The organism is Mesorhizobium sp. LSHC412B00 (assembly GCF_000503035.1).
Classification (GTDB): domain Bacteria; phylum Pseudomonadota; class Alphaproteobacteria; order Rhizobiales; family Rhizobiaceae; genus Mesorhizobium.
Genome location: NZ_AYWB01000025.1, coordinates 42,451 through 65,332, shown reverse-complemented (window position 1 = coordinate 65,332; position 22,882 = coordinate 42,451). Strand labels below are relative to the sequence as shown.

Genomic DNA, 22,882 nt, shown 5'->3' with positions numbered 1-22,882 from the left:
GAAGTCGACGACGGCATTTGGCTCATCAGCTTCATGCACTATGATCTCGGATATATCGACCTGGAACAAAGGACCTTGCAAACCATCGACAACCCGTTCGGCACGAGGTTGTCACCCATGTCTTAGGTACAGAATGTTACCCATGTCTCCGGGCCGTACACAGATAGTGTGGAGGCCTGAGTGGGAATTGAACCCACTACGTCGGTTTTGCAGACCGATGCGTCACCGTCCCGCCCTCAGACCATGGCTCCTTGTGCATTGACCGCGACAGCTAGTCAACTTGGCCGGCCTCTGCTCGCAGGTTCGGACCGCGATCCGGCTGCCACCAGTCGAGATGTTCGGAACGCGGCTCGCGTTCAGGCGTTTGTTGCTGATGGCACCGACAACCCCGACCATTGCGCGCATCTGGCGCGGCAGGACCTTGCCCGACAAGGCCGACGCCTATGAGCGCTACAACTACGAGGTCGGTATCAAGCCGCTGATCGAGAAAGCGCTGGGCGTGCAGACTTTTCGCGAGGACACGCCGACGCATTCGGAATTCATCACCATCTCCTATTGGGAGAGCGTCGAGGCGATGGCCGCCTTTACCGGCGGCGATCCGCAAAGCATCCACCATCTCGACCGCGACAAGGAGTTCCTGATCGAATTGCCGAAGGGTGTCCAGGTGCTGCGAATCCGTTCCAGCCACGGAATGGTTGGCGGCAGCTGATGTTTGCGGGCTTTGACGCCAGGACCGTTCAAATGGAGGAGACATCGATCTTCGTCAGGGCCGGTGGCTCAGGGCCGCCGCTGCTGCTCCTGCATGGCTTTCCCGAAACGCATGTTATGTGGCGGGACATCGCCGTGGCATTGGCGCCGCACTTCAGCGTGGTTGCCGCCGATCTGAGAGGCTACGGACAAAGCGCCTGTCCGGCTTCCGGAGCCAATCATGCCGCCTATTCCAAACGAGCGATGGCGCGCGACATGGTGCAGGTTATGGACGTTCTCGGTTTCGACCGTTTCATGGTTGCCGGCCACGACCGTGGCGGTCGCGTCGCCTACCGGCTGGCGCTCGACCATCCCGAAACCGTGTCGAAAGTCGCCGTTCTCGACATCGTCCCCACGGCCTCCGCCTGGGATCGGGCCGATGCCAGGTTGGCGCTGGCCTTCTGGCCGTGGAGCCTGCTCGCCCAGCCGGAACCGCTGCCTGAGCGCCTGTTGTCCGCAGCACCCGACGCAGTTGTCGACAATGCGATCGCCGGCTGGGGCTCGGCTCCAGATGCTTTTCCCGCTGAGGTCAGGGCCGCCTATATCGAGGCGCTGCGTGATCCCGCCCATGCCCACGCCATCTGCGAGGAATATCGCGCCGCCGCAGGCATCGACCGCGAGCACGACGCGCAGGACCAGGCTAATGGCTGTCGCATCAGATGCCCGCTGCTTGCGCTCTGGAGCGGCGAGGGCGGGTTGGAGAACTGGTATGCGGAGGAGGGCGGCCCGTTGGCGATCTGGCGGCAATGGGCTGATAACGTCGGAGGCGGCTCGGTCAAGGGTGGGCATTTCTTCCCGGAAGAGCACCCCGAAGACACGGCTGCAAGGCTGTCGAGATTCTTCGCAAGCTGACTGCGGGCCGATTGCTAAAATCCGGGCCTGTGTGTTCCTGTGTCGACTATCTCAGATGGCCGAGGGATTGCAGGATCAAAGTGCTCGAAAGACCAAGCAGGGCGATACCGTAAAACCGGTCGATCCACACGGCGTTTGGCCCAGCCAGAAGCCTTGCAGCCCGCGCGCCAAGGGCTGCGTAAAACGTCAGCACAAACACATCGGCAAGCGCGGCGATAATGGCCAGGATGCCATACTGGATCGCGATCGGCTCATCCACGCGGACAAAATGCGGCAGGATCGCGGGGAAAAGCAGCCAGGCCGCCGGATTTGTGACCGCCACCAGGAAGCAGCGCCCAATGAGTGCCTTGGCTGAATGGCGTGTTTCGGGAAGGTTAGGGTTGAACGAAGGTCGGGATGCGGCGCGCAGGGTACCGATGGCGACGAAAAGCAGATAGCCCGCGCCGAACATCCTGAGAGCCGAGAGATAGAATTCCGAAGCCAGCAGAAGAGCGCCGAAGCCCAGCGCGACGATGCTGATAAGAACGAAATCAGACAGTACGACGCCGGCCATGCCGAGAAACGCGCGTCGAAAACCGTAGCGGGAGCCGTTGGTGATGGCGAGCACGACGTCCGGTCCCGGAACCGCCATTCCGAGCACCGACACGAAGGCAAATGTCACCAGCGGCAGGTTTCCCATGACGCCGCGTAATGTACCCGGCGCTCACCGTCCGTAACGCCCTTCACACAGCGGCTTGGCTATCGCCGATTGTTGTTGGCCACCTTGGCTCAGTGCCCGCCGCGCATCTTCACCACCACAGTCCTCACCGCCAGCACCAGCACAGTGATGATGATCAGGATCACCGAGAGCGCGGCGATCGCCGGGTCGATGTTGTCGCGCAGGCCCATCCACATCAGCCGCGGCAGCGTGATGGCGTTGACCGAGGTGATGAACAGGGTGACGCCGATCTCTTCCCAGGACAGCACGAAGGACAGCAGCGCGGCGGTGACGATGCCGAACTTGATGTTGGGCATGATGATGCGCGTGGCGCGTTCCCACACGCCGGCGCCAAGGCCGCGCGCGGCAAGGTCGATGCGGCGGTCGAGCTGGCTGAGCGAGACCAGGATCAGCACCGTGGCGAAAGGCACCGTCATCACCGAATGCGCCATGGCGACGCCGAGCCAGGTGTCGTAGCCGAAGAACGAGCTCATGCCCGAGATCGACGTCAGCAGGAAGTAGAGCGTGATCGCCGAGACCACCGGCGGCACCACCATCGGCAACAGCACGAAGCCGACAAGGGTGGCCGTGAAGCGCGGCTGGAACATCCAGGCGCCAAGGCTGAAGCACAGCGCCAGCACGGTGGAGATGACGCTGCTGACGATGCCGATGCGGATCGACAGCAGGATGGCGTCGAGCCAGCGCGGATCCTCGATCAGCGCGCGGTAGTGGCGCAGCGACAGTTCGCCCGTCGGCATAGCCAGCATGCGGCTTGGCGTCAGCGACACCGGGATGACCGCCAGCAGCGGCAGCAGCAGGAACAGCGCCACCAGCACGGCGAGGATCAGCGAGACGGGACCGGGGCGATAGGTCGGCATCAGATCAGCTGCTTCGGTCTGACATAGCGGAACAGCAGCGCCATGAGCGCGCCGACGAACAGCACCAGCACGACGCTGATCGCCGCACCCAGTCCCCAGTCGGGGCTTTGGAATATCCTGAGGTAGATCAGCTCGGCGATCATCACGCTGCGGCCGCCGCCGAGGATCGCCGGCGTGACGAAGAAGCCGAGCGAGAAGACGAACACGATCATCGCCGAACCGATGATGCCGGAGCGCGTCATCGGCACGAACACGGTCCAGAAGGTGCGCATGCGGCTGGAGCCGAGCCCGCGCGCCGCGAGCAGCACGCGCTCGTCGAGGCTGCGCATGGCGGAGGCCAGCGGGAACACCGCGAATGGGATCAAAAAATGCGTCATACCGACGATGACGCCGAACTCGTTGCGCACCAGCGCCAGCGGCTCGGAGATGAAGCCGATCGATTGCAGCCAGGTGTTGATCAGGCCGCGGTTGGACAAAAGCGCCACCCAGCCGAAGGCGCGGGTCAGCACCGAGATCCAGAAGGGGACGAGAATGCAGAATTCAGCGATTATGCGCTGTGCCGGGCTGCCGCGCACCCACACCATGGTGATGGCGTATGCCGCCGCCACGGAAACCACGGTGACGATCAGCGCGATGCGCAGCGTGCGGATGAACACAGACTGCACCAGGGCATCGGTGGCGAGCGCGCCATACTGGCCGAGCCCCGGTGTCGGCAAGGTGACGCTCCACTTGACGACGCCGAGGAACGGCCAGGCGTAGGCCAGCACAAGGAACAGCAGCAGCGGCGCCATCAGCACCGCCGCGCCCATCCTGTCGGAGAGGGTGCCTCTCATCGAAGCTCGTGCCCGGCCTGGTCAGGCCGAGATGATCTTGGTGTATTCGTCGAGTGCTGCCCCGTAATTCTTGGCGTACCAGTCCATGTCGAGCGCGATCTGCTTCTTCATGTTTTCGGGATCGACCGGGTTGATGCGCTTCTTGTCGGCGGGGATCAGCGCATCGGCGGCCGGATTGGCCGGACCCTGTCCGAGCTTGTCGAACATCACCAGTTGCTTCTCCGGATCCTGGGCGCTGGCGATGAACTTCATCGCTGCGTCCTTGCCGCCGGGGTTGCCCTTGAGCACGGCCAGCGCGCCGGGCGAAATCAGGCCCTGATCCCAGATGAACTTGATCTTGCCGCCCGAGTCCTGCTCGATCAGCGAGGCGCGGGTCGACCACACGATCGCCATCGAGGCTTCGCCGTTGAGCAGCACGCTCTGGCTCTCGGCGCCGCCGCCCCAGTAAGCCACGACGTTTTCCTTGAAGGCGGCGATCTTGTCATGCGCGCGCTTCAGGTCGAGCGGGTAGAGCGAGGTCGGCGCGATGCCGTCTGCGAGAAGTGCGGCTTCCCAACTCGACACGCCCCATTTGTAGAGCGAGCGCTTGCCCGGAAACTTCTTCACGTCGAAGAAGTCGGCCATGCCGGTCGGCGCGTCCTTGCCGTATTTCTCGGAATCATAGGCGATGACATAGGAGAAGAAATAGGTCGACGCCGCGTATTCCCAGCCGAACCCCTCGCGCATCTTCTTCTTGTCGACGACGGCGTAGTCGATCGGCTCGAGCGCACCCTGCGCGCCGAGCGTGATGGCCGAGAACGGGTCGACGTCGACAAGGTCCCAGGTCGGCGCGCCGCTCTTGAACTGTGCGGCAATCGCGCCTTCGGTCGGGCCCGAACCGTCCATCTTGACGGCGATGCCGGTCTCCTTGGTGAAGGCCTGGCCATAGGCGGCGTCATAAGCGGTGAGGGCATCGCCACCCCAGTTGACCAGCACCAGTTCCTTGGCCTGCGCAAACGCGCCGGTCGAGCGCAGCAGCATCGGCGTGCCGGCCAGCACGAAGGCTGCAAGCTGGGTGAATTGCCGGCGCGAAATCTCGCCGCGCACAGCCCGGGCGGATAGCGCGTCCATGGCTTGTTTTTTGCTTTGGTCTGTCATTTTAGTTCCCCTTTTTCGTTGTTGGTTCCGGTGGTTATGGCGCGCTCCAGATTCTTTGCTGGAAGACTTCGCCGTTCTCGTCGTCATCCTCCGTCCGGAAGGAGGAAACCCTTTTCCGCCGGCCAGGTCAGCCAGACGGAATTGCCTTTGCTGAGTGCAGCCGCGGCGACCTCGTTCGGCACCGAGACGGTCACCTTGGCGCCCTGGCGCGTCGTCAGATCGAGTTTGGTCGCCGCACCCAGATAGGTCGAGCCGATGGCGGTGGCGGCGATGCCATTCTCGCCGGCGGCGGCTTCGCGCGCGATCGACATATGCTCGGGCCGGATCGCCAGGATCGCATCGCCACGGACTTTCTCGGCCTTGCAGAGCATGTTGACCGCGCGGTCCTCGCAGAGGCCCGTCGAGCCATTGTCGGCGGGCTTGACCCCCTTCAACGGCAGCATGTTGATCTCGCCAAGGAACTCGGCGACGAAGCGGTTGTCCGGCCGGTCGTAGACCTCGTCCGGCGCTCCGACCTGCAGCAATTTTCCGTGGTTGAAGATGGCGACGCGCGACGACAGCGCCAGCGCCTCGCTCTGGTCGTGGGTGACGAAGACGAAGGTGGTGCCGGTCTCCTGATGCAGCCGCTTCATCTCGGCCTGCATCTGGCCGCGCAGGCTCTTGTCGAGCGCCGAGAACGGCTCGTCGAGGAGCAGCACGCCGGGTTCGAACACCAAAGCGCGGGCCAACGCCACGCGCTGCTGCTGGCCGCCGGAAAGCTGCGCCGGCAGTTTCGTCTCATGGCCCTTGAGGCCGACGCGCTCGATCATCTCGGCAACGCGGCGCTTGATCTCGGAAGCCGATTTCTTGCGTACCTTGAGCGGGAAGGCGATGTTGGCCTCGACCGACATATGCGGAAACAGCGCATAACCCTGGAACACCATGCCGGCGGCGCGCTGCTCTGCCGGCCGATCGGTGATGTCGAAACCGTCGCTGAAAAGCTTGCCGGCGGTCGGTTGCACGAAGCCTGCCAGGATCATCAGAAAGGTGGTCTTGCCCGAGCCGGAGGGGCCGAGCAGCGTCAAAAACTCGCCGCGGCCGATATTGAGCGTCAGGTCGTCCAGCGCCCGGAACGAGCCGAAGCTCTTGCCGATCCCGATTGCCTTGATCTCTGCGGCCCGGCCGGGTTGCTGCATCCTGCCTCTTCCTTGATCGTGGCTTGAGCGTAGGGCAGTGCGCCGGCTCACCGCAACCGAATAGTTTTCGCCTGATCGGCAAATTTGATTCACGGATGGGAGGCTAGTACGGGCTGATCCGGTTCTCCGACAGCTTCGACCTCAACCAGCCATTGAATGCTTCCAGCACCGGGTGGCTGGCCTTGGCATGTTCCGACACCAGGAAATACGAGCGCGGCGAGGGGATCGCGATGTCGAAGGGGCGCACCAGACGGCCTTCGCTGAGCGCCCGGCGGCTGGTCAACTCGTCGCCCATGGCGATGCCCTGGCCGGCGATCGCCGCGGAAAAAACGAGGTTCATGTCCGAGAAGAAGATGCCGCCTTCGGTGTCGGGGTTTTCCACCTTGGACAGCGCCAGCCAGCGCGCCCAGTCCTCGGTGTCGCCGAGATGCAGGAGATTGGCGCGCAGCACGTCGGCCGGTTTTGAAAAGCCGCCGACCTTGTTGAGCAGTGTCGGGCTGCAAAGTGGCGTGAACGAGATTTCGCACAGCAACTCCACCGAGCGGTTCGGCCAGTTGCCGACGCCGAAGGCAATGAAGGCATCGGCGTCCGGATTGCTGACATCGTCCAGCCGTCTGGGCGTCAGGATCGACAGCGCCACGTCCGGATACATCTGCCGGAACTCGCCGATGTGCGTGCACAGGAACAGAGAGGCGAAGCCCGGCGTGCAGGAAACGGCGAACGAACCGCCGACGCCCGTGCCGGCCTGGCGCGTCACCGCATCGCCGAGCACCGTCAGCGCCTTTCTCACATCGGCGGCATAGCGCTGGCCGCGCGGTGTCAGCGCCACGCCCTTGCCGATGCGCTCCAGCAGGTCGAAGCCGAGGTCGCGTTCGAGCAGCCGCAACTGATGGCTGACGGCGCTGCGGGTCAAATGCAGTTCATCGGCTGCGCGCCAGACACTGCCGTGACGGGCAAAACTGTCGAGGGCGCGCAGCGCCTGTGTGGAAGGTATTCGCAAGAGGCCTCAGGTGAACCGAATTTGCATGAACCGGAAAAACATATCACTTTTTGCAATGCCGCTTCACTGCTTTCTTGGGCCGCATGGAGAAACCGGTGACGACCTCGGCGCAAGCCACCGCGCTTGCCTGTCTCGATAGCATCCAGCCGTCGCTGTCGGCGTGGACGCGCACCATTTTCGATTTCGGCGAAACAGCCTGGCGCGAATACCAGTCGGCGGCCTGGTATGTCGCGCGGCTGAAGCATGAGGGCTTTTCGGTCGAGGAAGGGTCGGCCGGCATGCCGACCGCCTTTTGCGCCCACTGGACGAACGGCCCGGGGCCGACCATCGGCATGTACGGCGAATACGACGCCGTGCCCGGCAACTGCCAGGACGCGGCAACGGTGAAGCGATCGCGGCCGGGCCTCGGCAGCGAGGCCGGCGGCCACACCGATCCGCATTCCGGGCTTGGCATTGCCGGCCTCGGCGGACTTCTCGCCACCAAGGCGGCAATGCAACGCCACGGCATCGAGGGGACGTTGCGCTTCACCGGCGAGCCGGCCGAGAAGGTCAGGGGCTCGAAGCCGATCCATGCGGCCAAGGGCTACTATGACGGCCTTGCCGGCATGATCTCCTTCCACCCCTTCTATATGCTGCCGCTCTGCAACACGGCGCGCTGGGACACGCATTGCGGCGCGGCCTACGCGATGATCTACCGTTTTGTCTGCGACGAACCCGAAAACTGGGTTCGCGCAAGCGATGGCGCGCCGATCCCGCAGGCGCATTCGGCGGTGCGGGCGCCCGGTGCCAATGACGCGCTGATGGCGATGTACATGACCTCCAAGGCGCTGCGCGATTCCATGCTGCCTCACCAGGGCGGCTGGTCGATCAGCGAGGCGATCCTCACCGCCGGGCAGGCGACCGCCGACAATCTGCCGGCGGGGCTGGCCGAGATCCAGTACATGATCCGCGTGCCGACCATTGCCATGGCAGAGCAGGTCACCGCGGTGCTCGACCGTAATGCGGCCGCGGCCGCGGCGATCAGCGGTTGTCGCTATGAGCGCCATTGGGTGTCGAAGTCGAGGCCGGGCCTCGCCAATCACGCCATGGCGGGGATTGCCTGTGAGGCGCTGTCCACCGTTGGCGCTCCGAGCTGGGACGAGGCGGCGAAAGCGATCGGTCGCGAGGTCCAGGTCAATGCCGGCGGCACCGCGACCGACAACCCTTTCATCGACGAGATGGAGCGGCTGGTTGCGCCGCAAGAGGCCGAGGCAATCCTGCGCCGCGATTTGCCTCCGTCGCAGATCAACTCGACCTCCGACGACTACACCGACATGTCGTGGCACACGCCGACCGCACGCTTCTATGTCGCCCGCCCGGCGCTGCGCTCGGCGAATGGCCATGCCTATCCATCCTGGGCGATGAACGCGCTGGGCGGTATCTCGGCCACCATCGACCCGATGGTCATTTGCGCCGCCAAGACGGTTGCGCTTGCAGCCCTCCGCCTGCTCGAGGACAAGTCCGCGCGCGATGCGGCCATGGACGAATTCGTCACCCGCACCGGCGGCGGCATTGGTGGCTCCAACTGGATCGCGCCGCTTTGCGACTATGACCCGCCGATCAATTTCCGCTGGCCGGAATATGTCACCACCGCGCGCGGACGCGATTGGTGGATTCCGAGCAGCCAATCCAATCAAGCTGCATAGTCAAATCGAGGAGAACCTTATGACCGTCCATGATCGCATCGTCGCCGAACCGTTCTCGCTGCAGCGCCGCAATCCCGCCGGCGGCACCAAGCCGCTGACATCATGGGGCTTTGCCAACGAGACCGACGTGCTGACAGACGTGTTGCTCGGCTCGCCAAACTTCCTGCGCCACCTCTCGACCAGCTCGCTGTCGCGCAAGCATTTGCGCGAAGCGCCCTGCAACGTTCAGATCGCCCAGGCGCAGCACAAGGACCTCGTCGCCGCCTATGAGCATTTCGGCGTCAACATCCACTGGCACGAGCCGACGCCGGAACTGCCGATGCAGGTCTATTCCAGAGACTCCAGCGTCATGACGCCCTACGGCGCCTTCATCACCGCCATGGCCAATTGGTGGCGGCGCGGCGAGAACTATGCCGCCATCCGCACCTATGAAAAGCTCGGCATCCCCATCTACGACATGGTCACGGCTGGCACCTTCGAAGGCGGCGACTTCAACGTCATCGAGGAGGGCGTGGTGCTGATCGGCTGCGGCGGCGCCCGCACTCAGGAAGAGGGCGCCCGCCAGGTGCAGGACTGGTTCGAAAAGGAAGGCTGGGAAACGCGCCTCGCCTTCATCGACGAATATTACGTCCATATCGACCTGATGGTGGTGCCGATCGCCGAGAAGCTCACCGCGGTGTGCCTCGCCTGCACCGAGCCCGGCATCGTCGACTGGCTGAAGGGCAAGGGCCACGAGATCATCGACGTGCCCTTCCAGGACACGATGGCGCTCGGCTGCAACTTCATGTCGCTGGGCAAGGACAGGGTCATCGCGCCGACGTCGAGCCAGTCGCTGATCGGCCAGCTCAAGGCACGCGGCTTCGAGGTTGCTGCCGTCGACATGAGCGAGATTTCCAAGACCGGCGGCGGCATTCACTGCATGGCGCAGGCGCTCAAGCGCGAGCCGGCGTAACGGCACGAATTGCCGCCGGGACCTGTGACGGACTGCTGCCAGATTTGACAAAACAGGCCTGGCAGAGGAAATTGATGCCATTAGAGGAGGGATTCTGTGAAGAAAACTTACGAAAAGCCGAGTCTGGCCAAAGCCGGCAAACTCGGATCGCTGGTCGCTTCAAACCCGTCGAAGCCCGCCCCCTGAGCGCAACCAGCCGCTGAAGGCCGAAATTCGGTCGTCCTGGTTATCGGCGACCGGATCGCGCTGTATGATTGAAGGGAGCCCGCCGGCTTTGAACGGCGGGCTTTTTGCTTTGCGCCAGAGCGCTGCCGCGTCTGCCGGCTAGTCCAATCTGCCCGAACCTGAATTGAACTTGCTCCGGGCGTTTTCCAGATGCGCCCGCATCGCTTGGCCGGCCGCTTCCGGGTCGCGGCGCTCGATCGCCTCGAACACCGCCTGGTGGCCGGCAAAACTCGTGCGGTTTCGATCTCCGTATTGGCCACGTGGATGCGCTGATTGATCAGCCATTCGACCTAGCCGTTGATTTTGAAACCAAGCCAGCTTCCCCAAAAGATCATGCCCAAACAAAGCCATAGCGCGAAGACCACATGCGCGCCGTTCCCGCCCGCCCGGCGATCAGGGAGTGGCTGGCGTGAGATGGCCGCGCTGACGACGGAACGAGATCGCCTCGTCTGGCCGGCCGGACTCGCGACGGCGTGGTCCGGCCGGAATTCCATCTGCTATGCGGGTATCAATACGGCGATGCGATGCACGCCGACCTCCTTGCTTGTATTCGTCGCTTCATCGGTCTTGCCCTTGGAGCAGGTGTACATATCACCCGTCTTGAGCTTGAATTCCTTGTCCGCTTTCTTGATCGTGAATGCACCTGAGGTAATGGTGCACACCATGTCGTTGTCCATCACGGTTTGAGGAGCATGTGCTCCGGGCTGAAACACAACGTCGATAATTGCGATGCTCTTGTAGGCGGGAATGTCTGCATTGCCGGTGCCGACCTCCACCACCCTGACACCGGGCGCAATCTCCTTGCCCTCTTTCGGGCCGTATTTCTTGATTTTTGCCGATGCCGCCAAGGGGAACAAAGGCGCTACCGCGGCGGTCGTCAGACCGAGGGCAATTGCAGACCTGCGATTCATGGTTTTCATTGCATCCTCCCGATGCTCGTCATGCATGGATATGCACGACCGGCGATATATTAGCACAAACGAATTTACTTGTATGCAAAGTGACTGTGGCGCAGGCCAGCAAGAAATGCTCCGCCGGATAATGTCGCTTCACTGTACCTTTTGCCGGAATTTCGAATGACAGGTCGAGCAATCCTGCAGGATGAGATGCAGGATATGCTCCGCCGGCAGTTTGGTCGGATCGGCTTCCTCTGGAATCGAGCGCTTGCCGAGCAGGCTGCCGCCGCCCATCGCCAGGCCGGTGCCCATGCGCATGTCATCGGTGATGACGGCCGGCGCGCTTTCGGCCTTGGCGGCCAGAGCGTCGGCGAGCGTTCCGATATGATTTGCCAGGGCCTCGAATTCCGCCCGTGACTGATCGATCTCCAGCCTGGCCTGCGAAGGCGGTCCAAGCGAGCCGCTCGGAAATTCGGCAATCAGGGCAGGGCCGGTGCGCGCGCGCAGCGTGTCCGCTGCCGCCTTGAAGGCTGCCGCGTCATAGGCTTGCCTGCGGTCGAACATGCCGGCAATGGTTTTCGCAGCCGCCGCCATCTCCTTCATCGACGCCTGCCGGGCCGCGACCATCGGTCCGCCGCCGACGGAGGCGGCCATCGTAAGGGCACAGACCAGCCACAGCAGCGCCGCTTTCACAGTCCATCTCACGGCGCCATGTCCTTGCCCCATCCATCTGTGATCAGCCAGCCGCAGCAGGGGTTCGACCTGCAGTCGGATTCTTCGGTCGTGATGCCGGTTCTCATCGGTAAATTTCCGTCGCCGGAAGTCTCCGTCTCTGAGCGGATAGACCTTCCAGCCACCGGAAGGTCAACTGATTGAGAAGGCCGATCAGCGGGCAATCAGCACAGGCTTGCAGCAAGCTGACGCAGCGTTTCCTTGACTTGGATCGCAAAAACGGGCAGCAAGGCGGGGGTGAGGGAGAGCATTCTACCGTGGCGCAGACCATGGAGTGCTCTTTTTTTCGTATCAGGCGCCGCATAATCGGTGGCTGATGGAGGGATTGGTTAACCAACTTTGTCCATCTTTTGATTCAATCGGCAACAGACGCGAAAGGTGCAGGGGGCACCAGCGAACTGTGGATGTCACGGATGCGAGGGTCGCAAGCCTGCATGCCGATTGAGAGTGGTTGTATGGCGTTTTTGCGTTTGAAAGACCGGGGCGACACTCCTGAACGGGGTTTGACTTCGAAGAGATCCGGCCAGCGCTGGGTGGTGGTGCCGGTTGTCGGCGCGGCCTTGGCGCTGTGGTCGGTGGCAACCATGGCCGGCCTCTATTCGCTCGGTACCTCGCTCACCGCAGCCTCCAACAGCCTTCCGCACAGTCTGCTTCTGCCGAACGCAGCACTTGCCGATTCGCGCCGCAGCCTCGCCAATTCGTGGGCGCCGCGGCTTTCGGCGCAAAAATCACAGGCCTCGCTGCTCAGCCAATGCGACGCCGGCTGCGCGCATGCCGCCGCGAACTTCGCGCATGACGGCAAGATGGCGCGGCTGAAGCCGGCCGCGCACGCTGTGGCCCCGAGCAGTGTCGCCTCAAACATTGCGCCAAACACCAGCGTCGCTCTCGCCACTTCGCGCGGCATGCGCTTCGACGGCGTGGTGGCCAAGGCAGAGCTGTCGCCGCAAAAGCTGGCTGCCGCCTTCGCCAAGGCCTCGAATGCGCCCTTCATGCTTGCCAGCCTTCCGGTCGCTGCCCGTTTCGCCGAAGTCCGGCTGCCCGATCAGCATGGCCCAGCCTCGGAACGCTTTGGGCCGGAAGTGGCTGAGATCGAACGCTCGTCGCGCCTGGCGCTGGCGCTGGCCAACAGCTTGCCGGAAGACGCTGACATGCTGGCCCCGCCGCCGGCCGTTGAAGCAATCGCCGGAGGGCAGGATCCTGAGCAGGCCGAAGTTCAGGTCGCTTCGCTGCCGCCGCAGGACGATCTGCCCGACAACATTGCGTTGCCGGGTTGGCGTCCACGCGCCGAAACCGCTCAGCCTGCAGAGCCTCGGCAAGCCAGCAAGCCCAGGGCAGCCAAGCCACAGACCGACGGGACGGCCGAGAGCCCCGCACCCCAGTCGCCGGGCAATTCGTCGCCGCGCTCGCCACGCAGTACTTCGGAGGTCGCCGCACTGCCTGGCGTGCCAGACAGCCAGAGCATCCAATCAAGCCGGATCAAGCCTGGCAAAAGGTCGAAGACACAGGCCGGTGAGATGCTGGCCTATGCCAAGCCGGACGTCCCGGCGGGCGGTGTCGGTCGCGCCTTCAAGGATCTGTTCGCCACGCCCGGAATGGGCGGCGGCGTCGCCGTCTACGATATCTCGGCCAAGACCGTCTACATGCCGGACGGCTCGCGGCTGGAGGCCCATTCGGGGCTGGGCTCGATGGTCGACCAGCCGCGCTTCGTGCACAAGAAGAATGTCGGCCCGACGCCGCCCAACACCTATGATCTGCGGCTGCGCGAATCCCGCTTCCATGGCGTCGAGGCGCTCCGTCTCACTCCCGTCAGCGGCGGCAACAAGTACGGCCGCGACGGCCTGCTCGCCCACACCTACATGCTGCGCGGCGGCCGTGCGGAGTCCAATGGCTGCGTCGTCTTCAAGGACTACGCCCGCTTCCTTGCCGCCTACAAGAAGGGCAAGATCAAGCGCCTCGTCGTCGTGCCGCGCCTGACCAAGCCGCTGACGCGGGTCGCTCAGGAAGGCCGGGGAGCGTAAGGCAGTAGGCAGTAGGGCCCAGGAGCGTCCATCGCCTGTTCCTTGTTTTTCTGCCCCTATAGCCTATTCCCCACTGCCTATTCCCTTTTGACCCCCAGGCAGACTATGAGTGACCGCTGCGGGTCGGCTTCACCACGAGGACATCATGACAATACGCGCTGTCGTTTGGGGCGAGAACATCCATGAGCGGACCAATGAGGTGGTCGCCGCCCTCTATCCCGAAGGTATGCACACGACCATCGCCAAGGCGCTGAACGCCGACGAGGCGATCTCCGCCTCGACCGCCACGCTCGAGCAGCCGGAGCACGGCCTGCCGGCCGGCCGTCTGGCCGAGACCGACGTGCTGGTCTGGTGGGGCCACAAGGACCATGGCGCCGTTGCCGACGAGATCGTCGAGCGCGTCGCCCGCCGGGTCTTTGAAGGCATGGGGCTGATCGTTCTCCATTCCGGCCATTTCTCGAAAATCTTCAAGCGGCTGATGGGCACGCCCTGCACGCTGAAATGGCGCGAGGCGGGCGAGCGCGAGCGACTCTGGGTGACCAGTCCCAGCCATCCGATCGCCGAAGGCGTCGGCGAATATTTCGAGCTCGAGAATGAAGAAATGTATGGCGAGCAGTTCGCCGTGCCCGAACCGCTGGAGACCGTCTTCATCTCCTGGTTCCAGGGCGGCGAGGTGTTCCGTTCTGGGCTGACCTATCGCCGCGGCGCCGGCAATGTCTTCTACTTCCGCCCGGGCCACGAGACCTATCCGACCTATCACGACGCCAATGTGCACAAGGTGCTGCGCAATGCGGTGAAGTGGGCGCACAATCCGCAGGGCACCAAGTCGGCGATCCTTGAGGCGCCGAACGTGCCGGTCGAGAAGGCGCTGGAGCCGATCGTCGAGCGCGGCGGCAAGCTGCACGCTTCGGGCGAGGCCGGCTTCCGCTAAAGCAAAATCCAGGAAAAAAGGCGTGGCGGTTTTCCGCATGGGTTTCCTAGACCGTATCTGCGCCATATGATTGAATCGAACCAATTCGCTCGGAGTGCAGAAAATGCGGCTTTTGATACTGGGAACCGGCTGGATGGCGCAGGAGCATGCCCGCCGCTTCGGCGGTATCGACGGCGTCGAGATCGTCGGTGCTGTCGACGTCGATGAAAAGCGCGTTGGCGAATTTGCCGACGGGTTCAAGATACCGAAGCGGTTCACATCCCTGGAAGACGCGCTGGCGTGGGGCGAGTTCGATGCGGTCGCCAACGTCACGCCGGACCGCATTCACCACCCGACCACCATGGCGTTGATCGCGGCCGGCAAGCCGGTGCTGTGCGAAAAGCCGCTGGCCGAAGACTTCGGCAAGGCAAGCGAGATGGCCAAAGCGGCTGAGGCGGCCGGCATCGTCAACATGGTCAATCTCACCTATCGCAATGTCGCTGCCTTGCAGAAGGCGCGGCAGATGGTGCTGGTCGGCGAGATCGGCACCGTCCGCCACGTCGAGTCCTCCTATCTGCAGAGCTGGCTGGTCTCGAAATTCTGGGGCGACTGGCGCACCGACCCGAAATGGCTGTGGCGGCTGTCGCGCGACCACGGCTCCAACGGCGTGCTCGGCGATGTCGGCATCCACATCCTCGATTTCGCCAGCTATGGCGCCGCACTCGACGTCGACCACGTGTTTTGCCGGCTGCGCACCTTCGACAAGGCGCCAGGCAACCGCATCGGCGAATACGACCTCGACGCCAATGACAGCTTCGCCATGACGCTGGATTTCTCCAACGGCGCCTTTGGCGTCGTTCACGCCAGCCGCTGGGCGACCGGCCACATCAACGAATTGCGCCTGCGCATCTATGGCGACAAGGGCGGCATCGAAGTCGTGCACAATCTCGAGGGTTCGGAACTGAAGGCGTGTGTCGGCGAGGATATCGAGAACGCCAAATGGCAGGTGCTCGACGCCGGCACGGTGCCGACCAATTACCAGCGCTTCGTCGATGCGGTTCGCAGCGGCGTGCAGGCCGAGCCTTCATTCCACCATGCCGCCGAACTGCAGAAGGTGCTGGATCTGGCCATGGTTTCGGAACAGAAGCGGACGGAACTGAGGGCCAGCGCCGATACGCAGTGATGTGAAGGGAGGAAGAAACAATGGTCACGCGCCGCGCGCAATGTCTCTGCGGCCAGCTTTCAGCCGTCTGTTCGGGCGAGCCGGTGCGCATCTCGGTCTGTCATTGCCTCGACTGCAAGCGCCGCACCGGCAGCGCCTTCAGCTACAATGTCCGGTTTGCGCAAGCTGATGTATCGATCGAGGGACGGGCGAAGCAGTTCACGCGCACCGGCGACGAGGGCGGCCGCGTCATCTACAATTTCTGCCCGGAGTGCGGCGCCGCCGTCCACTATCGCATCGACACGCAGCCCGGTGTGATCGCCATTCCCGTCGGCGCCTTCGCCGACCCGTCGTTCCCGCCGCCATTTCAGTCTTTTTACCACGAAAGCCGGCGCTGTGAGTGGGTCGAGATCAATGCCGAGCCGCTGGCGACGTTCGACTGAAGGCCGCTTTTTGGATACCCGGAACCGTCCGCACGCTCCGCGCCTTCAAGAGGGCATCGCCCCTGATTGCCATTGCCGGGCCGTTAGCCATCGCGCTCGGCTGCCCCATGAATAGGCATAAGTCAAGACGAATCCGGCTTGCGGCCCGATTGCTGACATGCTTACCTGACGGCATGTGTTCAATGGGGGTATATGGATGGCTAAGGAATCTTCGAATTCCGCTTCTTCAGAAAAGAAGGCGGACGTAAATCTGATAGGTAACACAGAAGGAAACGGGCTGAACTTCATGGGAGTTCAGGCCCGCGAAAACGGAACCGCCGGCGACGCCGTCGGTGTCGACAAGATCCGTGACCTGCTGTTCGGCAACCAGATGCAGGACTATGACCGCCGCTTTTCCAAGCTTGAAGAACGGGTGTTGCAGCGCTTCAAGGATGTTGAATCCGAGGCCAAGCGCAATCTCGAAATGTACGAGTCGAATGCAAAGAAGCAGATCGATTCGCTTGCAGGGCAATTGCGGAGCGAAAAAGATTCACGAGCCGATGCCGACAAGGAGATCGACCGGAATCTTCGCGAGCAAAACCAGGCTCTTGAAAAGCAGGTGCGCACGTTGTCGGATCAGTTAAGCGCGCTCGAGCGCGATGTTTCGGACCGGATAAATCGAAACGATCATTTGCTGCGTGAGGAAATCAAGCAGAAGAATGAAGGCGTTCAGATGCTGATCGAGAAGATGTTTGCCGACCTCAGCAACGTCAAGACCGACCGAAATCTTTTGGCTGGCCTGTTTGTCGAGGTTGCAAAGTGTCTCAATCAGGATCCCGTCGGGAGCAAGAGCAACTCGGACCGTAGCTGGAAAGTGAGTTGATGGGACCTTGACGTCCACCGTCGACCCATTCAACCTTCCGCAAAGAACAGCCTCGAACGATACAGAGATTGATCGCGAGGCTCTGGCTCGTCTTTTGATCGAAATTGCCCGGAACGTTGATCCGGACTACCGTGCGCAGTTCGAGGCGGTTCCAACCGCCGATCCGCGCATGGAAACGCTGCGGCAGTTGCTGGTCAGCCGCGAAATCTCCGAGCTTTCACGCGTCACGCATCTGCTCGACGAACCCGAGCAGCTTGCGGCGGCCGTGGGCGACGTTCTTCCCAGTGCTGCCGGACGAGCGCCTTACGCGCAACTCGGCGAGGCGCTTGCGCCAGCTGTCGAACGGGCTGTGCAACGGTCGATCCAGAAGAGCCCGCGCACGCTGACGGACATATTGTACCCGGTGTTTCTGCCGGCAATTCGCAAGTCGATCGGCGAAAAGATCGACCAGACCTTTCAGTCGCTGAATGAAACTCTAAGGCACATATTCACCTGGCACGGGCTCAAGTGGAGACTTGAAGCCTGGAGAACAGGGGCAAGCTTCTCGGCAGTTGTTCTGAAGCATTCCCTTGTCTACCGTGTGGAACATGCGTTTCTCATTCATCGGAATTCCGGCCTTTTGATAACGCATGTAACGGCCGACAATGCAACGAGCGAAGATCCTCAGCTCATTTCTTCGATGCTCAGTGCGATTCAGGATTTTGTAAAAGACTCATTTAACGAGAAAGAGCAGAGCGGCCTGGACACAATCCGTTTCGGCGAGCTTCGTCTCTGGTCGGAAGTTGGACCGTTTGCGACCCTGGTTTCGGTGATCCGGGGAAATCCGCCGGAGGAATTGCATGAAATCGTTCGCGATGTGTTGCTTCGCATCCATGAGGAAAGCTCACAGGCCTTAGAGCAGTTTGACGGCGACGGTTCGCAGCTGGCCAGCGTAGAGGCGCAGTTGCAGACCTGCGTCGAGCTGAAGCAGGAGGAATCAAACGACGGATTTCCGTGGCTGGTGGCGGCCGTTGCCCTGCTGCTTTTGAGTCTGGCAGGCGGTTGGTACTTTCTTTCCTGGCAATCAGCGCAGCGCTGGCAGGCTTACGTGTCGCGCTGGCAGGCTTACGTGTCGCGAGTGGAGGCCCAGCCGGGCATCATCGTTGCCGAACAGCAGGTACGCGATGGCCAGTTCTATATTGCCGGCCTGAGGGACCCGCTTGCCGTCGACCCGCAGTCGCTGTTGTCAGGCACGGGAGTCGATCCGGCCGGGGTTCATTCGCAATGGCAATTTTATCAGAGCCTTGAGCCGGAGTTCGTGCTGAAGCGGCTGACGGCGTCGCTGGCTCCGCCGGATTCAGTGCGACTTTCGATTGTCGATGGCCGCATCGTCGCCGAGGGTGAGGCTCCCGACACCTGGATCAGCCGGGCGCGCGCGGCGGCCCAGCAGCTTTCGGCAGGCGGGCCGGTCTTCGATATCTCGGGGGTTCGTGACGTAAGTCCCCAAGTGCGCGAGGCGGAGCGCTGGCACGCCTATGTGTCGCGACTGGAGACCCAGCCGGGCATCATCGTTGCAGACCAAAAGATAAGCGACGGCCAATTCTATATTGCCGGCCTGCGAGACCCGCTTGGCGCCGATCCGCAGTCGCTGTTGTCGGGAACAGAGGTCGATCCCGCCCGGGTTCATGCGCAGTGGCAGTTCTATCAGAGCCTTGAGCCGGAGTTCGTGCTGAAGCGGCTGACGGCGTCACTGTATCCGCCGGAAACAGTACGACTTTCGATCGTCGATGATCGCATCGTTGCCGAGGGTGAGGCTCCCGACACCTGGATCGATCGCGCGCGCGCGGCGGCCCGGCAGCTTTCGGCAGGCGGACCCGAATTCGACATCTCCAAGGTTCGTGACGTGAGCCCCGAAGCACGCGCGGCGGAGCACTGGCAGTATTATGTGTCGCGACTTGAGGCCCAACCGGGAATCATCGTCGCCCAACAAACGGCGAGGGGCGGACATTTCTATATTTCCGGCTTGAGAGACCCGCTTGCCGCCGACCCGCAAGCCCTGCTGTCCGGAACGGACGTTGATCCTGCCCGCGTTCATGCACAGTGGCAATTCTATCAGAGCCTTGATCCGAAGTTTGTGGTGAAGCGGCTGACGGCGGCGCTGTCCCCGCCGAAAACCGTTCAGCTCTCGATCATCCAGGGTCGCATTGTGGCCGTGGGTGAGGCTCCTGCCGGCTGGATCAACCGCGCGCGGGCCGCCGCTGAACAACTTTCGGCGGACGGAGTGGTTCTGGATGTCTCGCAGCTGCGTGAGCTGAACCTCGCAGAACTTAATCATTTGAGGCAGGCGATCCAGACGACCGATATTTTCTTCTCTTCCGGCAAGGTTGTGCCGGGACCGGAGCAGACGCCGGTTCTCGACAGGTTGGCGGATCAAATAAAGGAATTCGCCCAGAGTGCCCGCAATTCCGGCGTAACGGCGCGGTTCATGTTGACCGGGCATTCGGACACCACGGGCCGTGAGACGGCCAACGCGTCGATCAGCGCCGCCCGCGCCGAGACAGTTCGTGCGCTTCTCAACAAGCGCGGCGTTGCTCCCGAACTGCTGCTGGTTCGGGGCGCGGGCACTTTTGAGCCGGCTGTACCTGAAAACAGTCTAACCGGTAGCTCCACCAATCGCCGGGTTTCGATTACGGTAAACCTGGACTAGCGGAGCCCAACATGTTGCAAAAAAAGATCTGCATGCTGGGCGGCTTCGCCGTCGGAAAGACGAGTCTGGTCCGCAGGTTTGTGCAGAGCATCTTCTCAGAAACCTACTTGACCACCGTCGGAGTGAAAATCGACAAGAAAAGCGTCGCGCTCCCGGACAAAACCGTGGATCTGATTTTGTGGGATTTGGCCGGCGAGGACGATATCGGCTCATTCCGCGTCAGCTATGTTCGAGGTGCAACCGGGCTCGTGCTAGTCGTCGATGGAACCCGCGCTGCTACTCTTGCCGTGGCACTCACGCTGCGCGAACGGGTCGAGGCCGAATTCGGCGCCATGCCGTTCGTATTGCTGTTCAACAAGTCCGATCTGGCCGATCGGTGGGCGATATCGGATGGTGAGATCAACGAGTTGAGGCAACGTGGATGGCAAATCTATCTAACAAGTGCGCTTTCGGGCGAGCAGGTCGATGACGCCTTTCGTCAACTTGCCTTGATGGTCACCAAATAGACCATGCATGAATTGCCAAAAGAAGTCAGAAATTGGTTTTTCAATTTCTTCTTCGACGGGCACGCTGTCGCTTATCTGAAAATCGACGCTGAGCTTTGCATAGCTGCCAAGGGCGGTAATGTTGAACATTACGGGCTGTCATCGCTTCGCATCGGCAAGCCTGTTGCGGAGCAGCTTGAATTCATGGAAGGTTTGCTGCCTTGCCCGGAGCTTCCGTTTCGCATGGATATGGTTGAACTGCCCGGCGGGCGTGTCGCCGACCTCCATTTTTTTGCTGACAATGCGTTCGTGTGGCTGCTTTTTCTAGACGCCACTGCCGAACGAGACAACAGGCAGCGGCTTCAACAGAAGGCCTATGAAATGACGCTCCTGCAAGAGAGGGAGCGTCAACTCAACGAAAAATTGCAATCGACGAACGAGGCACTGAGAAAGAGCCAGGAGGGATTGGCGCGTGAATACCAGCGCGCCGAAAACCTGCTCCTCAACATTCTCCCGGCGTCGATCGCGGAGCGATTGAAAGCGCAAAAGAAAATTGCCGACAACCACGCAGAGGTGAGTGTGCTTTTTGCCGACATCGTCGGTTTTACGGAACGAGCGCGCAGCGTCGGAGCGGTGACGACGCTCGCTATTTTAAACTACTTCTTCAAGGCGGCGGATCGGCTCTCGGAGCGATACGGCTGCGAAAAGATCAAAACAATTGGCGATTGTGTGATGGTGGTCGCCGGCCTGCCCACGGCGCGATCCGATCATGCAAGGGCCCTCACGCGCTATGCGATTGAGCTGCGCAAAGCGGTCAAGCGGGAACGCTTCGCAGGAGAACCGATAAGGCTGAGAATTGGAATTCACTCAGGACCGATCGTCGCCGGCGTCATAGGCAAGAGGCGGTTCGCCTATGACCTGTGGGGTGAGACCGTTAATCTCGCCTCACGTATTCAAACGTCCGCGGAGCCCGATGAAATTCGTATTTCCGATGCAACTTGCCAACTGCTTGGACCGAAATTTGCTTGCGACCCACTCGAGGAAACGGAATTGCGTGGTGCGGGTCGTGTGCGAATGTGGCGGCTCCCGAGCTGATCCGTCGCCTGCGGTGCGACCCTGGAGCGCCGATAGCGGCGCCCGACAGGCGTTGGCGTGACCTGATCTTGCGATCGGAAAGCACCCTTTGCGCTTGCCCGGAAGGCCTCTATTCTGGAGCACAGTGGCCGCTGGTGGGATAGAATGTCGGTACTGCCTTTCCTGAGAATCTACGCGCCGCTAAACGCGGTGCTGGCTGCGCCTGGGCTTCTGGCGGTGGCTGCGCTCACGATGCCGAACATGTCCGGACGAAGCAGACTGGCTCTGGCTGCCGTGCTTGCTGTCATTTGGGCCGCCTATCTTCTGCAGATGGCCGAGACCCTGCTCAAGCGCTGGGCGGGAGACCTCAGGGACAGGACGCCGGCAATCGCGATCGATGTGCTCGCGGTTTTGGTTCCAGTCGCCGCATTTCTGCTCGACGGCACGCCCGACCGGAGCCTCTACTGTGCTGTCTGGCTGCTGAAGCCGCTGCGCGACTCGACCTTCTTCCCGCTGCTTGGCAGGGTTCTGGCCAACGAAGCGCGCAACCTGGTCGGCGTCACCACGGTCTTCGGCCTGGTTCTGTTCGGTGTCGCACTCGCGGCCTATGTCATCGAGCGCGACGTCCAACCGGAAAAGTTCGGCAGCATCCCCGAGACAATGTGGTGGGCGGTGGTCACGCTGTCCACTACCGGCTATGGCGACGACATTCCGCAAAGCTTCGCCGGCCGCGTCCTTGCCGGGGCTGTCATGATGTGTGGCATCGGCATCTTCGGGCTCTGGGCCGGCATTCTTGCCTCCGGCTTTTATCAAGAAGTCCGTCGCGAGGATTTCGTCCGCAATTGGCAATTGATTGCCGGCGTTCCGTTGTTTCAGAAGCTTGGCCCGGCCACGCTGGTCGAGATCGTGCGCGCGTTAAGGCCTCGCACGGTGCCGGCGGGCGCCGTGATCTGCCGCAGTGGCGAGACCGGTGATCGGATGTTCTTCGTCGTGGAGGGCCGCGTCAGCGTCGCGACGCCCAACCCGGTGGAGCTTGGCCCTGGCGCCTTCTTCGGCGAGATGGCGCTGATCAGCGGCGAACCGCGTATGGCGACCGTCACTGCCGCGACTTCTGTCTCACTCCTGTCGCTGCACGCGGCGGATTTCCAGATGCTGTGCAGCAGTAGCCCGGAAATCGCGGAAATCATCCGCAGGACCGCGCTCGAGCGGCGCGGCGCGGCGCCGGTGGCTTGACCGTACAGCCGATGGTGGCCCGGCTGGAACTGGATGGTACGGCTCTATCGACCACGCGCTGAGGTTATGGACGGCACGTGGAAGTTCCCAGAGGCGTAGCCGGAGACCTAAACGTAGCCGATCCACTCTACGGGCGGCTCGTTGTTTGGCGCTATGCGTCGACAGTTCCTGCCCCGCGGCCTTTCGGACGACCGGCTTTG

The 22,882-nt window shown here is 62.3% G+C and carries 22 protein-coding genes and 1 tRNA gene; 13 read left to right on the top strand and 10 right to left on the bottom strand.

Translation table 11 applies throughout. The features are described from left to right. Positions 1–169: 169 nt before the first annotated feature. Positions 170–243 (bottom strand) — tRNA-Cys (locus X757_RS137520). Between the two features lie 130 nt (positions 244–373). Between X757_RS137520 and X757_RS137525 the strand changes: the two genes are divergently transcribed. Together X757_RS137525 and X757_RS137530 are read left to right on the top strand one after the other, a co-directional pair. Further along, positions 374–709 (top strand): antibiotic biosynthesis monooxygenase, encoded by a 336-nt coding sequence (locus X757_RS137525; RefSeq protein WP_031198108.1) that lies wholly within the window; start codon positions 374–376, stop codon positions 707–709. Continuing rightward, positions 709–1,599 carry an alpha/beta fold hydrolase gene (locus X757_RS137530; protein ID WP_023727817.1) on the top strand — a complete coding sequence of 297 codons (891 nt, stop codon included), beginning with the start codon at positions 709–711 and terminating at the stop codon, positions 1,597–1,599. The genes X757_RS137525 and X757_RS137530 overlap by 1 nt, the downstream gene beginning before the upstream one ends. A 46-nt stretch (positions 1,600–1,645) precedes the next feature. Here the strand turns inward: X757_RS137530 and X757_RS137535 are convergent, their stop codons facing one another. The 6 genes from X757_RS137535 to X757_RS137560 all read right to left on the bottom strand — a co-directional run bounded on the left by X757_RS137535 (position 1,646) and on the right by X757_RS137560 (position 7,319). Further along, positions 1,646–2,260, bottom strand: coding sequence for a LysE family translocator (locus tag X757_RS137535; RefSeq protein WP_245259945.1), 615 nt, complete (start codon positions 2,258–2,260; stop codon positions 1,646–1,648). 107 nt (positions 2,261–2,367) lie between these two features. Next, a complete protein-coding gene (locus tag X757_RS137540) occupies positions 2,368–3,174 on the bottom strand; it encodes an ABC transporter permease (protein ID WP_023684771.1) in 807 nt (268 codons plus the stop codon). Continuing rightward, positions 3,174–4,007, bottom strand: a complete 834-nt coding sequence (locus X757_RS137545) for an ABC transporter permease (RefSeq protein WP_023670301.1) — start codon at positions 4,005–4,007, stop codon at positions 3,174–3,176. The genes X757_RS137540 and X757_RS137545 overlap by 1 nt, the downstream gene beginning before the upstream one ends. 21 nt (positions 4,008–4,028) lie before the next feature. After that, positions 4,029–5,144 (bottom strand): ABC transporter substrate-binding protein, encoded by a 1,116-nt coding sequence (locus X757_RS137550; RefSeq protein ID WP_023727815.1) that lies wholly within the window; start codon positions 5,142–5,144, stop codon positions 4,029–4,031. Positions 5,145–5,227: 83 nt separating this feature from the next. Continuing rightward, positions 5,228–6,319 carry an ABC transporter ATP-binding protein gene (locus X757_RS137555; protein ID WP_023727814.1) on the bottom strand — a complete coding sequence of 364 codons (1,092 nt, stop codon included), beginning with the start codon at positions 6,317–6,319 and terminating at the stop codon, positions 5,228–5,230. 103 nt (positions 6,320–6,422) lie between these two features. After that, positions 6,423–7,319: a LysR substrate-binding domain-containing protein gene (locus X757_RS137560; protein ID WP_023684774.1), complete on the bottom strand. Its 897-nt coding sequence runs from the start codon at positions 7,317–7,319 to the stop codon at positions 6,423–6,425. Positions 7,320–7,402: 83 nt separating this feature from the next. On the opposite strand from X757_RS137560, the gene X757_RS137565 reads away from it, so the two are divergent. Together X757_RS137565 and X757_RS137570 are read left to right on the top strand one after the other, a co-directional pair. Next, positions 7,403–9,004, top strand: coding sequence for a peptidase M20 (locus tag X757_RS137565; protein ID WP_031198082.1), 1,602 nt, complete (start codon positions 7,403–7,405; stop codon positions 9,002–9,004). Between the two features lie 19 nt (positions 9,005–9,023). Beyond that, positions 9,024–9,956 (top strand): dimethylarginine dimethylaminohydrolase family protein, encoded by a 933-nt coding sequence (locus X757_RS137570; RefSeq protein ID WP_023693913.1) that lies wholly within the window; start codon positions 9,024–9,026, stop codon positions 9,954–9,956. A gap of 324 nt (positions 9,957–10,280) precedes the next feature. On the opposite strand, the gene X757_RS0135125 is transcribed toward X757_RS137570, so the two are convergent. From X757_RS0135125 to X757_RS02110, 3 genes are all read right to left on the bottom strand, one after another. Continuing rightward, entirely contained in the window at positions 10,281–10,466 is a 186-nt protein-coding gene (locus X757_RS0135125; RefSeq protein WP_023834744.1) for an FCD domain-containing protein, read from the bottom strand. A gap of 212 nt (positions 10,467–10,678) precedes the next feature. Next, positions 10,679–11,101 (bottom strand): hypothetical protein, encoded by a 423-nt coding sequence (locus X757_RS137575; protein ID WP_023670308.1) that lies wholly within the window; start codon positions 11,099–11,101, stop codon positions 10,679–10,681. Between the two features lie 129 nt (positions 11,102–11,230). Continuing rightward, the gene (locus X757_RS02110; protein ID WP_031244639.1) at positions 11,231–11,782 is read right to left on the bottom strand and encodes a cytochrome c; all 552 of its coding nucleotides are present in this window, start codon (positions 11,780–11,782) and stop codon (positions 11,231–11,233) included. Positions 11,783–12,312: 530 nt separating this feature from the next. Here X757_RS02110 and X757_RS137580 point away from each other — a divergent pair. The 9 genes from X757_RS137580 to X757_RS137620 all read left to right on the top strand — a co-directional run bounded on the left by X757_RS137580 (position 12,313) and on the right by X757_RS137620 (position 22,682). Next, positions 12,313–13,827, top strand: a complete 1,515-nt coding sequence (locus X757_RS137580) for a tlde1 domain-containing protein (RefSeq protein ID WP_023670310.1) — start codon at positions 12,313–12,315, stop codon at positions 13,825–13,827. Between the two features lie 145 nt (positions 13,828–13,972). Further along, positions 13,973–14,758, top strand: coding sequence for a ThuA domain-containing protein (locus X757_RS137585; RefSeq protein WP_023670311.1), 786 nt, complete (start codon positions 13,973–13,975; stop codon positions 14,756–14,758). A 103-nt stretch (positions 14,759–14,861) separates the two neighbouring features. Further along, entirely contained in the window at positions 14,862–15,920 is a 1,059-nt protein-coding gene (locus X757_RS137590) for a Gfo/Idh/MocA family protein (RefSeq protein WP_023670312.1), read from the top strand. 20 nt (positions 15,921–15,940) lie between these two features. After that, positions 15,941–16,342, top strand: a complete 402-nt coding sequence (locus X757_RS137595; protein WP_023670313.1) for a GFA family protein — start codon at positions 15,941–15,943, stop codon at positions 16,340–16,342. Positions 16,343–16,538: 196 nt separating this feature from the next. After that, positions 16,539–17,204, top strand: a complete 666-nt coding sequence (locus X757_RS137600; protein ID WP_023670314.1) for a hypothetical protein — start codon at positions 16,539–16,541, stop codon at positions 17,202–17,204. A gap of 7 nt (positions 17,205–17,211) precedes the next feature. Beyond that, on the top strand, positions 17,212–19,890 hold the full coding sequence (locus X757_RS137605) for an OmpA family protein (protein WP_031197149.1): 2,679 nt from the start codon (positions 17,212–17,214) through the stop codon (positions 19,888–19,890). An 11-nt stretch (positions 19,891–19,901) separates the two neighbouring features. Next, positions 19,902–20,396 carry a Rab family GTPase gene (locus X757_RS137610; protein ID WP_023670316.1) on the top strand — a complete coding sequence of 165 codons (495 nt, stop codon included), beginning with the start codon at positions 19,902–19,904 and terminating at the stop codon, positions 20,394–20,396. 3 nt (positions 20,397–20,399) lie between these two features. Continuing rightward, positions 20,400–21,470 carry an adenylate/guanylate cyclase domain-containing protein gene (locus tag X757_RS137615; RefSeq protein WP_023727810.1) on the top strand — a complete coding sequence of 357 codons (1,071 nt, stop codon included), beginning with the start codon at positions 20,400–20,402 and terminating at the stop codon, positions 21,468–21,470. A gap of 144 nt (positions 21,471–21,614) precedes the next feature. Next, a complete protein-coding gene (locus X757_RS137620) occupies positions 21,615–22,682 on the top strand; it encodes a cyclic nucleotide-gated potassium channel (RefSeq protein ID WP_023684786.1) in 1,068 nt (355 codons plus the stop codon). Positions 22,683–22,882: the final 200 nt, after the last annotated feature.

Bases quoted from the DNA above. Each gene is read 5' to 3' on its own strand.
- X757_RS137525 (WP_031198108.1), top strand. From the start codon at position 374: ATGGCACCGACAACCCCGACCATTGCGCGCATCTGGCGCGGCAGGACC.
- X757_RS137530 (WP_023727817.1), top strand. From the start codon at position 709: ATGTTTGCGGGCTTTGACGCCAGGACCGTTCAAATGGAGGAGACATCG.
- X757_RS137540 (WP_023684771.1), bottom strand. From the start codon at position 3,174: ATGCCGACCTATCGCCCCGGTCCCGTCTCGCTGATCCTCGCCGTGCTG.
- X757_RS137545 (WP_023670301.1), bottom strand. From the start codon at position 4,007: ATGAGAGGCACCCTCTCCGACAGGATGGGCGCGGCGGTGCTGATGGCG.
- X757_RS137550 (WP_023727815.1), bottom strand. From the start codon at position 5,144: ATGACAGACCAAAGCAAAAAACAAGCCATGGACGCGCTATCCGCCCGG.
- X757_RS137555 (WP_023727814.1), bottom strand. From the start codon at position 6,319: ATGCAGCAACCCGGCCGGGCCGCAGAGATCAAGGCAATCGGGATCGGC.
- X757_RS137565 (WP_031198082.1), top strand. From the start codon at position 7,403: ATGGAGAAACCGGTGACGACCTCGGCGCAAGCCACCGCGCTTGCCTGT.
- X757_RS137570 (WP_023693913.1), top strand. From the start codon at position 9,024: ATGACCGTCCATGATCGCATCGTCGCCGAACCGTTCTCGCTGCAGCGC.
- X757_RS0135125 (WP_023834744.1), bottom strand. From the start codon at position 10,466: ATGGCTGATCAATCAGCGCATCCACGTGGCCAATACGGAGATCGAAAC.
- X757_RS137575 (WP_023670308.1), bottom strand. From the start codon at position 11,101: ATGAAAACCATGAATCGCAGGTCTGCAATTGCCCTCGGTCTGACGACC.
- X757_RS137585 (WP_023670311.1), top strand. From the start codon at position 13,973: ATGACAATACGCGCTGTCGTTTGGGGCGAGAACATCCATGAGCGGACC.
- X757_RS137590 (WP_023670312.1), top strand. From the start codon at position 14,862: ATGCGGCTTTTGATACTGGGAACCGGCTGGATGGCGCAGGAGCATGCC.
- X757_RS137595 (WP_023670313.1), top strand. From the start codon at position 15,941: ATGGTCACGCGCCGCGCGCAATGTCTCTGCGGCCAGCTTTCAGCCGTC.
- X757_RS137600 (WP_023670314.1), top strand. From the start codon at position 16,539: ATGGCTAAGGAATCTTCGAATTCCGCTTCTTCAGAAAAGAAGGCGGAC.
- X757_RS137610 (WP_023670316.1), top strand. From the start codon at position 19,902: ATGTTGCAAAAAAAGATCTGCATGCTGGGCGGCTTCGCCGTCGGAAAG.
- X757_RS137615 (WP_023727810.1), top strand. From the start codon at position 20,400: ATGCATGAATTGCCAAAAGAAGTCAGAAATTGGTTTTTCAATTTCTTC.
- X757_RS137620 (WP_023684786.1), top strand. From the start codon at position 21,615: ATGTCGGTACTGCCTTTCCTGAGAATCTACGCGCCGCTAAACGCGGTG.